The organism is Paenibacillus sp. Soil724D2 (assembly GCF_001427935.1).
In the GTDB taxonomy this organism is placed as follows: Bacteria; Bacillota; Bacilli; order Paenibacillales; family NBRC-103111; genus Paenibacillus_E.
This window is the reverse complement of the sequence record NZ_LMRY01000045.1, coordinates 503,765-519,031: the sequence shown is the minus strand read 5'-3', so window position 1 is coordinate 519,031 and position 15,267 is coordinate 503,765. Positions and strand designations below refer to the sequence as shown.

Sequence of the window (15,267 nt, the reverse complement as noted above, 5' to 3'; positions counted from 1 at the left end):
ATCAAACAGATGTAAGTTTTCAAAAAAAATGATACTGAGGTGTTTATTATGTTTCGCAATTTCAACTTAAATGAAGTAACGTTAACAGACAAATATTTTGCATATCGTAGAGATTTAGTGAAAAAGTATGTAATTGAATTTGACCTGGATAGACTTATGCATACGTTTAAAATTAATGCGGGGATTTCATCAAATGCAATTCCTTTAGGCGGTTGGGAAGATGTTGAATGTGGCCTCCGTGGGCATTTTGTAGGACATTTTCTTTCGGCTTGTTCGAAATTTGCATTTGCTGACAAGGATGAAGAATTGAAACTTAGAGCTAATGCGATTGTTGACACGATGGAAATGTGTGCAAAACCAAACGGATATCTGAGTGCTTTTGAAGAAGATAAGCTTGATGTGTTGGAATTCGAGGAAAATCGTAATGTATGGGCACCTTACTATACGCTACACAAAATTATGCAGGGTCTAGTGGACTGTTATATCTATCTAGGAAATTCGAAATCCCTTAACCTTGCTGTGAATTTGGCTTATTACATTCATGAACGATTTGAGAAACTTCCCTTCTGGAAAATAGACGGCATTCTACGTTGTACCAAAGTCAACCCTGTAAATGAGTTCGGCGGTATTGGCGATGTTATCTATACGTTGTTCACCCTAACAGGAGATGACAAACTGCTTGCACTAGCTAAGATTTTTGACAGAGATTATTTTCTTGAACATCTTGCAACGGGCAAGGATGTGCTTGAAGATTTGCATGCCAACACGCACCTTCCCATGATAATTGCGGCAATGCATAGATTTAATATTAGTGGTGAGGAAAAGTATAAACGAGCAGCTTTGCATTTCTATAATTACTTACTTGGAAGGACATTTGCAAATGGCAACAACAGTTCTCGGGCTACTACTTTTATCAAAGGAGGAGTTTCTGAAAAATCGGAGCATTGGGGAGGCTATGGCGAATTAGGAGAAGCGTTGACCGGAGGTGAAAGCGAGAGCTGTTGTGCACACAATACGGAAAGGATTCTTCAGGGGTTGTTTGAATGGTCAGATTCCGTGGATTATCTACATCACATGGAAACATTGAAGTATAACGCTATTTTAAACAGCGCAAGTCAAATGACAGGACTATCACAGTACCATCAGCCTATGGGAAATTGTGTTTCAAAGAAATTCAGCGGCTTATACGATTCCTTCTGGTGTTGTACGGCTTCTGGGATTGAAGCTATGAGTGAACTTCAGAAAAATATATGGTTTAAAAGTGATAACTCGCTATTGCTTAATGCTTTTATTTCTTCCTCCGTGGTGTGGACTGAAATGAATGCCAAGATCACTCAAATTTCAGAATTTCCTGATAGTTCTCATTCGATTCTCGAATTTGATGTTAAAGAGCCGAAAGAAATTAAACTACTGGTAAAAGAAGAATCGGTTAAATCCGTGAAAATTAATTCTGAGTTAATTGAGCTGAAGAAACAGGACAGGTTCATTGTAATAGAGCGAGTTTTTCATAATAAGGACAGGATTGAAATTGAAATTGACTCGGTATTGCATTTAGTTCCTCTTAAGGGCACTGAAAACGTGGCAGCTGTGATGTATGGCAGCATATTGCTCGCTCAGGTTGGGGGGGGGATGAGTTTTAATGATATTTCGAATTTGAATATCAATGACAAAATTTTAAAACGTGACAGTGATAAATTAGAGTTTTATGCAGCAGACAATCAAGGAAATGAATCTATGCTCATTCCACTATTTCGAATTGAAGATGAAGAGCACACAGTATATATAGACTTAAATGAAAATGCTAAAGAATACAGCAGTTTTTCCTTTGCTAAGGATGGTAGCACAGCGTATGAAGAATGACCTGATAGGTTCGCCAAAAGTTCAAGGGGGAATCGGTCTCAAACAAGGTTTTGGTGCAACTATTGAAATTAATCAAAGATAGCCGCCTTATTGTTGGTTGACTATGCTGTCAAACCAAACAATTTTTTGATTAATTCAACTGCAGAGAGGACAGACGAATGATTGCATTCGACCTGTCCTTTCCTTATCATGTGCATGACTTCGATTCCCGCGATAGTTTTTTCGGCAGTTTTGAAAGACTTANTGGATGGAAGGGCAACACAAAGATAGCCGCCTTATTGTTGGTTGACTATGCTGTCAAACCAAACAATTTTTTGATTAATTCAACTGCAGAGAGGACAGACGAATGATTGCATTCGACCTGTCCTTTCCTTATCATGTGCATGACTTCGATTCCCGCGATAGTTTTTTCGGCAGTTTTGAAAGACTTGAATCCCAACATTGGTTTTATGATTTTCTTTATGAATCGGTGATCTTGTTCAATAATATTGTTGAGATATTTCTGTTGTCGGAGTAACGTTTCTTGATTCATAACTTTCTCGTCCTTCAATTGCTGGACTGCGGCAGGTTACGCTGGGTTTTTATCGACAGTGATCACGCGTGGCGATTGATTGTGTGGTGAAATCAACACCTTCTTGAAAAATCGTTTGGCCGCAGGAGCATCTCGATTTTCAGACAACATGAAATCAATCGTATTGCCGTTTGAATCCAACGCTCTGTAAAGATATTTCCATTGTCCATTGACTTTAATGTAGGTCTCATCCGTCCGAAAGGAATCATTAGTCGGCTTTAAATAGAGACGAATTCGCTTGTCTAGTTCCGGCCCAAACTGATGAACCCATCGCATGATCGTTGTATGAGCGATCTTACTGTTAGCAAGATAACCTCCGATTCATACTGCTTCCACTTAAATAAATCTAATCCCGTTTCCAAAGTAAATGTCCCACTCTCATGACTTAATTTCAATGATATTATCATGAATTAGAGCTTTGCACCACAACCCAAAAGGGTATTGTAACATTATGTCGAATAATATTGGTTGGAAGGGTATGCGTTATAACGGAAAATTCTTTATATATGTAAGTGAAAGGAACTTTGTCCTTTCTATGTACTTAAATGTACTGCTAACGGACAACTTGTTACCGTTTCCATGTGAAGAATTCCGCGCAAATCCTCGTTATATTCATCAATGGAAACGTTAATTGTTGTCCGATAGCAGTATAGCAGCACGGCTAAGGAGCTGAATACATCTTGAACAAACGGTGGACAAAATTTCCCCTCATGCTTGCACTTATTCTTTTTATGTCTGCTTGCACTCCCGAGGTTGTCTTTCAAGAGGGGGGAGGAGGATGAAAAGGAAATTCGAAAAATATAATAGCATAAAATATAAGTTTGTCTTTGTGAATCTGATCTTGACTTTTGTCTTAAGTACGGCGATTATCTTCTTTTGGGACACGCGAACGGAAAATGAAGTGGAGCATTCGGCCAATAACTATATTAGCGATATGCTTAAGATGTCAGGGGATAGCTTGACGGTAGCTTTAAAGGATATTTACGCACTTGTCAGTATTGCGAGCAGTGATAAATACGTGGTCGATCTCTTAGCAAACAACAAAGGACTGGATGGATACCAATATCTGCAGCAGACTCGCCAAGCATCGCAGTATTTAGGAAACATGTTTGTCTACAAGCACTATCTAAATGACATTATGATTGCCGGCTTGGATGGACAAACGTATTCAAATGGAAATACGATCTCTTTTGACTATCTGAAGAAGCAGAGTTGGTTTTCAAAAATCGTAAATCCGTCCGGAGAAATCGCATTTATTCAGCCGCATTATAATTCTTCTCAGCCTTATGTCACTTCGTTCAGAGACGATAGGGTTATGTCCATTGCACGGTCAGTCCGGGATCAGAACCTGGTATTGGGCTTTGTGATTGCCGATGTCAGGAGTGATCTGCTTCGCGATATTTTCTCCAGCAATATGCACGATGTTAGCATGCTCGTAGCGGTACGCGGTTCCGGCGAGACAGTCTATAATTCGCTTGATAGCGGGATCACCTCCAAGCAATTTGCGCAGTTAACCCCAGACATGAAAAGTAATGAAGGATACTATTATAAGAAGATTAACGGAAAAGATATGTTTATTGTATACCGCTACATGCCGACTACGGACTGGTTAATCGTGGGCGTCATTCCCAAACAAACGCTGCTTAACCAGTTTAGCCAGACTCGGAACACTTCACTGCTTCTTTCCCTGCTATTTTGCATTGTCGCTGCAGGTATTTCCATCGTCGTGACCTCCGTCTTGACGAAGCCGATTCTGCGTCTCAGCAGAGCCATCAAAATGTTTGACGGGAATCAATTGCTTGTCCGTCTGGATACGAACTCCAGCGATGAAATTGGTCAATTGTCCAGACAGTTTAACTTGATGGTTGAGCGGATTCAAGAGCTCATTACGAACATCAAGCTTCGTGAACAAGAGAAACGGAAAGCCGAGATTCGTGCACTGCAAGCCCAAATCAACCCGCACTTTCTGTACAACACTCTAAATACAATCAAGTTTTTATCGGTTTATCATGGCGCCGATAACATCCATGACGTAGCGGAATCCTTGTCTCGAATTATGCACATTAACATGCAGGAGAAACTTTATAACACGGTCGAAGAAGAAATGGAGTTCTTGCAAAGCTACTTAAATATTCAGGAATATAAATACTCCAACAAGTTTACGTATCGATTCATGATCAGCGATGATATTCTCTCGCATCTCATTCCCAAGTTGGTGCTCCAGCCCTTTGTGGAAAACAGTTTGATTCACGGCATCGGGAAGAAGAAAGGCCCCGGGTTCATTCTGATCAAGGGGTATCGCCATGAAGATACGATTGTTTTCAAAATCCAGGATGATGGTATAGGTATGTCTCAAGAACAAATAGATGATGTGCTCGCGGGCCGTCAAGGAGGACTGGGCATTCGCAACGTGGCATCTAGGCTTGCGATTTCCTACGGCGAACCTTATGGTGTTACCATATCAAGCGAGATTAACCTATTTACGATCGTGGAGATCGCCATTCCCATTATTTCCACTGAGGAGAGTGCAGTCATTGTATAGCGTGCTGCTCGTAGATGATGAGCTTTTATCAAGAACCCACTTGAAACTGTTGGTGAAATGGGAGGAGCATGGATACACGCTTGCCGGGGAAGCGTCGAACGGGAGAGAAGCACTTCAATTCTTGGAAGAAGGCGCCGTAGATATCGTGATCTCGGATATTCGGATGCCCGAAATGGATGGGGTGGCGTTATCCAGCGAGAAAAATCGGCGATATCCCGATATTCCAATCATTATGCTAAGCAACTATGATGAGTTTGAATTGGTACGCGGAGCTTTGCGAAATGGCGCTGTTGATTACTTATTAAAGCATCGTCTGAACGCCTCGATGCTGCTGGAAACGCTGGATCGGGCGAAGGCGCAAGTCATCGAGGCTCGAAGCAAGCTGCGGGAGCCGGGCCAAATCCGTCCACGTGCAGACCAACTGCATGCGTTAAGAGAAAAGTTTGTGATCCAGTTGTTAAGCGGATACGTCAAATCGGAAGAAGCGGAGGAACACCTGCGTCTTCTGCAGATGAGATTGGATACCAAGCACGTGCAGCCTGTAGTGATGGAAATCGACGGCTTCCAAGAAATTGTCGCCAGCAGGGGATTGAAGGAGGAATCGATTCTTCAGTTTGCGATTACGAACATTGTGGAAGAAATATTGCAGGAATACGATAAAGGGATTATTAGTCATTTAGGCAACGGAAAATTCATTCTGCTGCTTTCTTTTACCAACACGAAGAGTAAGGCATTTATCGATCAATTCATACAGGGAATCATTGACCGTTCCAGTGTCTGTCTCAAGAAATTCGTCAAGGTTTCGGCAAGCTTTGCCATAGGGAAGCCGTGCGTCTCCATCCTTGAGGTGGGAAAAAGTTACGAGCAGGCCGTCGAAGCGCTGCGGGAAAAATTTTATCTGGGAAAGAGCAGTGTCGTTCGAGGCGGAGCAGCTAAATTCAACACCAGTCCTATGCTCAGTCTCGATCCTAACGATGAACTGAGACTGATTGCAAGCGTGAAATCGCTCAATCGTGATGACGTATCGGAAATTCTGGAACGCATCTTTTCCCAAATAAAAGGGAATATGGCAAGTCCGGTGAGGGCAAAAATGGTGTTCAGCGAATTGATTAGCACCATTAACCGCCTTTGCAAAGAATATCACTTGGACATGGCTGAACTTTACGATCAGGGCGAGGTTCCGCACGAGGTTTTGGCCCGGCTGGAAACCTTGAATGAAATCAAAGCCTGGATTTGTACCGTGTTTGATCGGCTGTTAACGATGCTGGCATGCAAGAAAAACGAAAACTTGTCGATTTCCATCCAACAAGCCGTCCATTACATCAATCACCATTATTGTGAGGACATTTCACTTTCCGACGTTGCGAGTGCGATTGCCATCAGCAATAATTATTTGAGCTCGCAGTTCAAGGAAGAAATGGGCATCAGTCTGACTGAGTTTATCAGCGATTTACGGGTAAACAAGGCGAAGCTGCTGCTTGCCGAAGGGAAGATGGATCTGAAACAAGTATCCCAGCAATGCGGTTTTAATTCATATACTTATTTTCTTCAAGTTTTCAAAAAGAAAACCGGCATGACGCCAAAAGAATTTCTAAGGCATGACGCTTAGGGGGCGGAAAGAAGAAAGCGGTACAGAGGATGTTCTTACTTGTTTCGATCGTGTGTTTGCTGCTTACCGCATGTAAAGAAAACGCTAACAAAGCTCTATTCGGCAATAGTGATGCAAGCGGAAGTTCAGCCGATGTAAAAGAAATCAGCATGCTGATGTTTACGGACTGGTACAAGCAAGGTATGCAAGCCATTGAACAAGATATCAACGAACACGCAGAAAAGCTGGGGTTTAAACTTCATATAGAAACAATCACAGGCGGCGAGAATCTATACAGGGCGCGCGCTGCGGCGGGTGAGCTGCCAATGCTGATCGCCACCTATGGCGTAAGTTGGTCGAAAGCAAATCTTGGCGGTCTGCAGCATTTTCAGGCGATTGACGGCGACTGGACGAAGAATATTCCTGATGCGATTATGAAAGCGCCGATGTTTACAGATATCGAAAGCGGCAAGGTGTACGGGATACCGTTTGACAGCATGAACCTGCTCGGTATCTTCTACAATAAAAAAGTGTTCGCTAAACTGAACCTTGCCGTACCGGATGACTGCGAGAAGATTAAAGCGGCAGGGAATACGCCGATCTATCTGCCTGCTAAAGATACGTGGACGGTCAACATTTTTGACCATGAGGGCTGGCTGACCGAAAAGCGGCCGCTGAGTGACATTTTTACCGATATCAATACCAACAAAGCACATTACGTGGATTTCTCGGGCTATAAGTTTGCTATAGAGAAGCATAAAGAACTGCTGGACAGGGGGTACATTCAGAAGACGTATCTTTCCGATACTTATGATGGTTCTCAAAGGGCCATTGTCGAAGGGACGGCTGCGATGACGGTTAACTGCACATGGATTATGGATGAGATCAAACGCAAGTTCTCGGATCAGGCGAGCGATATCGGAGCTTTCCGAGTGCCTTTCGACGGTAATGGCAAGATCAGTCTATTCGTGCCTTTTTCCTTGTCCGTCACCGATCAATTTCAAGATAAAGAGCTTTTGAAGAGTTTTATCGATTATTTCACATCGCAGACGACGCAGCGGAAATTCTTTAACGCACAAGGCGGCATCCCTTACCAGAAGGGTGTAACGTCTGCGCTTCTTCCGGCGCAGGAGGACCTCAAACACTTTCTCGATACTGGCAATACCGAAAGCTATTGGGCCAATCTCAAAATATATGATATTGATGATACAACTAATGATATCTTAGACTACTTTACCGGCGGAAAGAAGCTCGATCAGATTTTGCCTGCGATGGATGCGGCAATTTCCTGGGCCGCGCATGCAAAGGGTGATCGCAATTGGAATTAAGGAAACGAGGGGGCGAAAGCCCTCTCTTTTATTATTTAGTAGAACAAAGCTTGGATCGTATATTTTTATAGTAATTCGGAGAATCTTGAAATATTTGCGGACATGAATTGGCTTATACTCAGAATGTAAAGCAAACAACTTATTTATTACGAGGAGGTCACAGAATGAAAAAGAGAGCACTAAGCGTTGTTATGGCGGTTTCTCTTGCCAGCATTTCTTTAACTGCTTGCGGAACAGGGGGGTCCAGTCCGGGAGCTAGTGCAAGTCCAAGCGGGACAAACGCGGCAAAACGAAATGCGGCGCCGAAAGAAATTACCATGTTGATGTTTACGGATTGGTATAAGTCAGGCATCCAAGCCGTCGAGAAGGACATCAATGATAATGCCGACAAACTGGGATTCAAGCTGAATATCGAGAAGGTCGCCGGCGGCCAACAGGGTAGTGAACTCTATAAGGCGCGCGCTGCGGCCAATGAGCTCCCGATGCTGGTTCCCAACTACGGGGTTAACTGGATTAAAGGCAATCTCGGTGGACTTGGGCATTTCCAAGAAGTAGGCGGCGATTGGACGAAAAATATTCCGGAATCAATTATGAAAGCTCCCCAGTTTACGGATACTGACAGCGGCAAGGTGTACGGGATTCCGTTCGACAGCATCAACCTGCTCGGTGTCTTCTACAATAAGAAAGTGTTCGAAAAGCTGAACCTTGCCGTCCCGAAAACGTATGCGGAATTCCTGGCTGACAGCGATAAGATTAAAGCGGCGGGTATCACGCCGATCTACTTGCCTGGTAAAGACTCGTGGACGGTCAACGTCTTTGACCATGAGGGTTGGCTCACGGAAAGTCAACCGCTGAATGACATTTTTGCGAAAATCAATACCAACAAGGCGCATTACACTGATTTCTCCGGTTTCAAGAATGCCATTCAAAAGCATAAAGAGCTCTTGGATAAAGGTTATATTCAGAAAACGTACCTTTCTGACTCCTATGACGGCTCCGAGAAGGCAATTGCTGAAGGTACGGCGGCGATGACCATTAACGCAACGTGGATTATGGACGATATCAAGAAGAAGTTCCCGGATAAAGCGAACGATATCGGAGCGTTCCGTGTGCCGTTCGACGGAAACAACAAGCTCAGCCTCTTTGTCCCGTTCAACCTATCCGTTACGGATCAATTCAAGGATAAGGAATTGTTGAAGAAGTTCATCGACTACTTCACTTCGCAGTCCACGCAGCAGAAGTTCTTTGACGCTCAAGGTGGAATTCCGTATCAAAAAGGGATTACCTCCGCGCTGCTTCCTGCACAAAGCGATCTCAAGGCTTATGTAGACCAAGGCAACACGGACACCTTCTGGGGCAACCTGACCAAATATGATTCGAGCGATACAAATAATTCCATTCTGGACTACTTTACCGGCGGCAAAACGATTGACCAAATCCTTCCAGCTATGGACGCGGCGACTGCCAAGGACGCCAAGGCTAAAGCAGATCCAAACTGGAAGCAATGATGATGGGAGGTCGGTTCCGAAAGGAATCGACCTTTTTATAGAAAGAGAGTGGAGAGAATCATGAGCAAAACGTTGTTACGAAATTATCCATATATTATGCTGCTTCCCGGATGCCTCATTTTTTTGGTAATGTTTATCGTTCCCACCTGTCAAGGGTTTTACTATTCCTTCACGAATTGGGACGGCTTTACGGCACATTGGGTGGGATTCGATAATTTTAAATCGTTCTTCCAAGATCCAGATTTGAGCAAGGTAGTGAAGAATACGTTGGTCTTTACTGGAGTTACTACGCTATTCAAGGTTGGTCTTGGTATTATGGCAGCAGTATTCCTTAACCAAAAATTAAAGACTAAGAATTATTTACAGACGGTCATTTTTTCTCCGGTCATTCTTAGCAATATTGCTGTAGGTTTGATTTTTGTTGCGCTTCTTCATCCTGAGGCAGGAATAGTCAACAAATTGCTGAATGGTCTCGGTCTTCAAAGTCTGGCATTGGATTGGCTGCATGACAAGAATATAGCACTATTCGGGGCTTCCTTCGTAGAAATTTGGAAATGGACTGGATTTAATATGGTGATCCTGCTGGCAGGCATGCAGACGATTTCCAAGGACTTCTATGAAGCGGCGGAGGTCGCTGGTGCATCTGCTTTTCAGAAGTTTTGGCATATCACCTTGCCGCTTCTGATGCCGGCGATCAATAATGTGCTCGTCTTAAATCTCATTGGCGGTTTAAAAGTTTTCGACATGATTGTCGTAACAACCAACGGGGGACCGGGTACGGCCACCGAAGTGATCAATACCTGGATATACAAAGCTTATGGATCAGGGCGCCTAGGGGAATCCAGCGCTGGCGGTGTTGTTTTGGCTTTACTGGTAGCGTTGGTCTCCATCTCTACCTATTATGCTTTGCGGAAAAGAGAGGTGGAAATGTAATGAAACGAACGTTACCCCATCTTGTTGTCGAGGTTGTAGCAGTGTTGCTGAGTTTGTTGATTATCATCCCCATCTATATGATGGTTTTGAATTCGCTCAAGGATGCGGCAGGCGCAGCGGAAATGTCGTTATCCCTTCCGAAACTTTGGCATATTGAAAACTACGTTACCGTCTATCATGAAGCACGGATCCTGCAGGCGTTGAAAAATAGTGTCGTGATTACGTTCGCAGCAGTGTCAGGGCTGGTGTTGTTATCAGCGATGGCCGGTTATGTCATCCAGCGCAGAAAGAACATGTTTACAGAATTGGTGAACCTCGTCTTAATGTTAGGCTTAGTCATTCCCGTATTCATGGTCCCTACCTATATCTTAGCGAAAAATTTGCACTTAACCGGTGGTTTGGAAGGGATGATTCTAGTCAGTATTGCGATCGGCCTTCCGACTGGCGTTTTTCTATATTCCGGTTATTATAAAACGATTCCGAGGGAAATCGACGAGTCCGCGCTGTTGGACGGCTGCGGGCCTTATGCGCTCTTTTTTCGGATTATCTTGCCGCTGTTAATGCCTATTACCGCGACCAATATTGTGATTCAGTTTTTGGCTATTTGGAACGACTTCAGTACATCCGTTTATTTTCTAAATTCGCAGGCTAAATACAACCTTGTGATGACTACATTCCTCTTCTTCGGAACGCACTCGGCGAACTGGAACTATGTATTCGCAGATCTGGTCTTTGTTTCGCTTCCCGTTCTGATCATGTACATGTTCTTGCAGCGTTACGTTATCTCGGGGCTGACAAGCGGAGCCATCAAGGGCTGAAGCATTTCGACCCTGAAGGGAGGTGGAAATGCCATTCCGATTATGCGCGGTAAGTTGCATCGCAATCTTGGGGACGTCGGAAGAATCTAGAATGGGCAGTTGCACTTGGTATTAACGTAATGACAACAAGGAGGAAGATGAAGGATGTTGAAGCTAAAGTTAAGGCTCGCGGTTTGTTTCGCATTGGCGCTGCTCGCATTTCAATTGTTTGCGCCGACGGTCGGCTTTATCCCAAGCGGCGCTCAGACGGCTTATGCCGCCGGAACAGGGTACTACATCGATTGTTCAGCAGCCGTGAACGGATCTGGCACCATGGCTAGCCCATGGAATGCATTGGTTAGCGCAAACAATAAATCGGGAGGGTTTGGTCCTGGAGACGCCATTTATTTGAAAAAAGGCACCGCATGCTCAGGAAATCTGACGCCGACAGGTTCCGGTACGAGCACTTCTCCAATTATAATCGACTCCTATGGAACAGGAGTCCCTCCAATCATCAACGGCGGCGGGAGCACAGAAGCAGCTGTCTATCTGCTAAATGTCAGCTACTGGACCGTGCAAAATCTGGAAGTCACCAACGATGCTTCGCTGGAAGCGCAAAGAAGCGGGATTTTGGCGGAGGTTACCGATAATAACACGTATTATGGCATTACGATAAAAAATAATAACGTGCATAATGTGAAAGGAATATCGAATGGAGCCGCAACAGGCAGGTATTCGTCTGCCGGCATTCTGGTCCGGGTTCCGGGTATAAGCCAGTCCGGTACAGGACATTTTGAAAATGTACTCGTCGATTCCAATAACGTGCACGATGTAACCTGCATGGGAATATCGTCAACAGCGGGTAATGGAGGCTTGACGAACAACTATATAAAAAGTTTGATCGTGCAAAACAACAATATCCAAAGTGCCCAAGCGGATGCCATCTTTGTCGGCGCCGCGGATTCGCCATTGATTCAGTATAACTCGGCATACGACACCGGTTTCCAAGCAGCCAGTTCCGGATCCATCGCTCAAATGTGGTCAGCCGCTGCCAAAAGTCCTACTTATCAATACAACGAAACTGCCCGCATTCTGAAGACGCAGGATTCCGAAGCTTGGGATTGCGATTGGGCGATGTCCGGGACATGCACCTATCAGTATAACTACAGTCATGACAATGCGGGTGGATTTTTCCTCAACTGCGCAAGATGTGACAACCAACCAAATAGTACTATCGAAGTGCTTCGCTATAATATCAATCAGGGCAGCAGCCGCTTCATCAATGCAGGCGGAAATGGTAATAGGCAGTTGATATACAACAACGTCTTTTACAGCCCGAACCAGGTATTTGCCAACAACAATACCCAAGGCCTAGACTTCAATAACATTCATTTCACCAATAACGCTGCAGTCTCCAACAATATTTTCGTTGGAGCGGCCGGATCGGTCTTAGAACAAAAAACAGGCCTTGTATACGATTCGAACTTGTATTACGGCTTTACTGCGCCGACGGATGCGCATGCAGTGACAGGCGATCCTATGTTTGTGAACCCCGGAAGCGGAGGGGACGGAAGAAATACGGTGGATGGTTATCAATTGCTGACAGGTTCGCCGGCGATTGGTACAGGGGCTGTGATTGCAAGCAATGGCGGACTGGATTACTGGGGCAATACGGTATCCGCTACGGCGGCGCCGAACATCGGAGCCTATAACGGTGCGGGTATCGCCAATGCGAATCTGGCATCCAACCCGGGCTTTGAATCGGGAAGCTTAGGGGCATGGAGCACCGGCGGAACAGTGGTTAATGACGGCAACGCGCATACAGGTTCTTATGCGGTTAAGTTGACAGGCTCGTCTACCGGCGTGAACCAGACGGTGAGCGGCTTGAAACCGAATACGACGTATACATTCTCCGGATGGGCGAAGGTGTCGACCGCAGGGGATATCGTAGCGATCGGCGTCAAAAATTTTGGCGGCACCGAAACCTATCAACCCATCAGCGGCACAGGCTATACGAAAGTATCCGTAACTTTCACAACGGGTTCTTCCAATACGAGCGCGAACATTTATATCTGGAAAGTTTCCGGAACCAGCACCACCTATGGAGACGATTTCGTTCTGATTCCAGGCGGAGCGACGAACAACTACGCCATTAACGCAGGTTTCGAGGGCGGTTCTCTCGGATCATGGACTGGCACCTCGGCTACTGTCGTGAACACAAATACTCACAGCGGCACTTATGCCGCCAAACTTAGCGGTTCTACGGCAAGCATCACTCAAACCATTACAGGGCTGAAACCTAATACGCTCTACACACTCAGGGGTTGGGCAAAGGTGACCACAGGTGGAGATAGCGTTGCTATTGGCGTCAACAGCTATGGTGGCGCGGATACTTCCAGCACGATAACCAGCACGGGATATACTATGGGCACAGTGAAATTTACAACGGGTACGACCAACACGACAGCTACGTTCTACTTAACGAAAACCAATGGGACCGGGGACACTTACGGCGACGATATCACCGTCATAGCCGGAAATCCCCCCCTTGCAGGTGTAATGAATCCTGGATTCGAGGCCGGCAATTTTGGCTCATGCGCCTATGTATGCGCATGGTCTAAGACGGGCACAAACGTAAGCGTGGTTAACGACGGCAACGCTAACAGTGGCTTATATGCAGTCAAGCTAGTCGGGTCCAATGTAGGGGTCAATCAGAACGTGTTAGTGAAACCGAACACCACGTACACAATGACCGGATGGGGGAAAGTCATCACCCCCGGCGAAACTATAGCGATTGGCGTCAAGAACTATGGCGGCACGGAAACGTTCTATAGTTTTACTACCACGAGCTATTCGCAGGGTTCGGTTACGTTCACGACTGGCGCAACTAACACCAACGCGAATATTTACTTCTATAGAAGCAGTGGAACAGGCACCGCTTATGCAGATGATGTGGTGATTACCGAGAACTAACCGGCTGAAATGATCTTATGGGGAATGTCCGGAAATTGGGGTCATTCCCCATAAGACTTTGTGCACATGGGGGAGACATAATGAAAAAGAGGCTGCTGTGGGGCGTTTTGCTCCTATTGGTTGTTGCGTTTACCGGGGCAGGGATAACGAAAGTCGCGCTTAAGCCAGGGCATGAACAGCCTGTTGCATTTATTGACCAAGAACCCATATCGCAGAAGGAGTTTGCCTTCTTTCTTGATCAGCAAAGGGCTTCGGTGTATGACTATTTTAAACAGAAATATGGCGCGGGGGATTCCCCCTCCTTTTGGAGTGATTCATTCGGAGGCGAGGTTCCTATGAATAAAGCGAAGCAGCAAGCAATGGATCAGCTTGTCAAAGCGAAGGTTCAGCAAATTGAGGCCAAGAAGTACGGTATTCTCGATGATACTTCTTACGATGCGTTTCTATCCAGGCTAAAACAGGAAAATGAACGGCGCAACGCAGCTTTAGCCAAAGGACAAATCATTTACGGGCCGACTCAGTATACAGAACAAATGTATTATGGATATGTACTAAGCAATATGGCGATACAACTGAAAAAAGCTTTGGCTGAAAAGAGTTGGCAGATTACAGATAGCGACTTGCAAAACTACTACGATCAAATCAAGAATACCGTTTTCAGGAATCCGGCACCGGTGCGGCTTCAAAAGCTGGGATTATTTTTCTCAGACGGCAAAGGAAATATCGATGAAGGAAAAAAGACAGCCGCATTGTCAAGGCTGGAACAAGTCGTGCGTGAATTGAAAAGCGGCAAAACCTTAAACGAAGAGATCGCGCTATTGAAAAATGTAGCGTCCTTCCGTATCGATGCCGATGAGCAAACATTTGACGGGACATTTAAACGAGCGGATTACCAACGTTACGGAACAATTATACAGACAGCCGATAAGCTTGACAGCGGACAGACGAGCGATATTTTCGAATTTGACGGCGCTTATTATTTAATCAAGCTCTTGGAGAGAGAAGATCGTGGAATCAAGGATTTCGAATCCGTCAAGAATGATGTGAGGGAGGAGTATCTGGACAGCAAGTACGAGGATACGGTAAGCGAGTGGGCACGACAAGCCGAGGTAACGATTAATCATAACGTGTATGACCGATTGAAAGTGCGTTAAGCATTAAACAATC

General features: G+C 45.0%; 9 protein-coding genes and 1 pseudogene. 9 read left to right on the top strand and 1 reads right to left on the bottom strand.

Going from position 1 to position 15,267, the window contains the following annotated elements:
- Positions 1-48 precede the first annotated feature (48 nt).
- Complete coding sequence (locus ASG85_RS29030) at positions 49-1,860, top strand: beta-L-arabinofuranosidase domain-containing protein (protein ID WP_060648529.1); 1,812 nt, start codon at positions 49-51, stop codon at positions 1,858-1,860.
- Positions 1,861-2,149: 289 nt separating this feature from the next.
- On the opposite strand, the pseudogene ASG85_RS29025 reads toward ASG85_RS29030, so the two are convergent.
- Positions 2,150-2,838, bottom strand: a pseudogene (locus tag ASG85_RS29025) (IS6 family transposase).
- A gap of 371 nt (positions 2,839-3,209) precedes the next feature.
- On the opposite strand from ASG85_RS29025, the gene ASG85_RS29020 reads away from it, so the two are divergent.
- The 8 genes from ASG85_RS29020 (at position 3,210) to ASG85_RS28985 (ending at position 15,254) form a co-directional block, all read left to right on the top strand.
- Positions 3,210-4,973, top strand: coding sequence for a sensor histidine kinase (locus ASG85_RS29020; RefSeq protein ID WP_060648528.1), 1,764 nt, complete (start codon positions 3,210-3,212; stop codon positions 4,971-4,973).
- 1 nt (position 4,974) lies between these two features.
- On the top strand, positions 4,975-6,582 hold the full coding sequence (locus tag ASG85_RS29015; protein WP_235549416.1) for a response regulator: 1,608 nt from the start codon (positions 4,975-4,977) through the stop codon (positions 6,580-6,582).
- A 29-nt stretch (positions 6,583-6,611) separates the two neighbouring features.
- Entirely contained in the window at positions 6,612-7,889 is a 1,278-nt protein-coding gene (locus ASG85_RS29010; protein ID WP_060648527.1) for an ABC transporter substrate-binding protein, read from the top strand.
- A gap of 164 nt (positions 7,890-8,053) precedes the next feature.
- Positions 8,054-9,397, top strand: a complete 1,344-nt coding sequence (locus ASG85_RS29005) for an ABC transporter substrate-binding protein (protein ID WP_060648526.1) — start codon at positions 8,054-8,056, stop codon at positions 9,395-9,397.
- Between the two features lie 60 nt (positions 9,398-9,457).
- Positions 9,458-10,330 (top strand): carbohydrate ABC transporter permease, encoded by an 873-nt coding sequence (locus ASG85_RS29000; RefSeq protein WP_057306023.1) that lies wholly within the window; start codon positions 9,458-9,460, stop codon positions 10,328-10,330.
- Positions 10,330-11,148, top strand: coding sequence for a carbohydrate ABC transporter permease (locus ASG85_RS28995; protein WP_060648525.1), 819 nt, complete (start codon positions 10,330-10,332; stop codon positions 11,146-11,148). Before ASG85_RS29000 ends, ASG85_RS28995 begins: the two co-directional genes overlap by 1 nt.
- A gap of 144 nt (positions 11,149-11,292) precedes the next feature.
- The gene (locus ASG85_RS28990; protein WP_057306021.1) at positions 11,293-14,100 is read left to right on the top strand and encodes a carbohydrate binding domain-containing protein; all 2,808 of its coding nucleotides are present in this window, start codon (positions 11,293-11,295) and stop codon (positions 14,098-14,100) included.
- A gap of 80 nt (positions 14,101-14,180) precedes the next feature.
- Entirely contained in the window at positions 14,181-15,254 is a 1,074-nt protein-coding gene (locus ASG85_RS28985) for a peptidyl-prolyl cis-trans isomerase (RefSeq protein WP_060648524.1), read from the top strand.
- Positions 15,255-15,267 lie beyond the last annotated feature (13 nt).

What these genes read in the sequence shown, in the direction of transcription:
- ASG85_RS28990 (WP_057306021.1), top strand. Translation starts at nt 11,293, where the DNA reads ATGTTGAAGCTAAAGTTAAGGCTCGCGGTTTGTTTCGCATTGGCGCTG.
- ASG85_RS28995 (WP_060648525.1), top strand. Translation starts at nt 10,330, where the DNA reads ATGAAACGAACGTTACCCCATCTTGTTGTCGAGGTTGTAGCAGTGTTG.
- ASG85_RS28985 (WP_060648524.1), top strand. Translation starts at nt 14,181, where the DNA reads ATGAAAAAGAGGCTGCTGTGGGGCGTTTTGCTCCTATTGGTTGTTGCG.
- ASG85_RS29030 (WP_060648529.1), top strand. Translation starts at nt 49, where the DNA reads ATGTTTCGCAATTTCAACTTAAATGAAGTAACGTTAACAGACAAATAT.
- ASG85_RS29010 (WP_060648527.1), top strand. Translation starts at nt 6,612, where the DNA reads ATGTTCTTACTTGTTTCGATCGTGTGTTTGCTGCTTACCGCATGTAAA.
- ASG85_RS29020 (WP_060648528.1), top strand. Translation starts at nt 3,210, where the DNA reads ATGAAAAGGAAATTCGAAAAATATAATAGCATAAAATATAAGTTTGTC.
- ASG85_RS29000 (WP_057306023.1), top strand. Translation starts at nt 9,458, where the DNA reads ATGAGCAAAACGTTGTTACGAAATTATCCATATATTATGCTGCTTCCC.
- ASG85_RS29005 (WP_060648526.1), top strand. Translation starts at nt 8,054, where the DNA reads ATGAAAAAGAGAGCACTAAGCGTTGTTATGGCGGTTTCTCTTGCCAGC.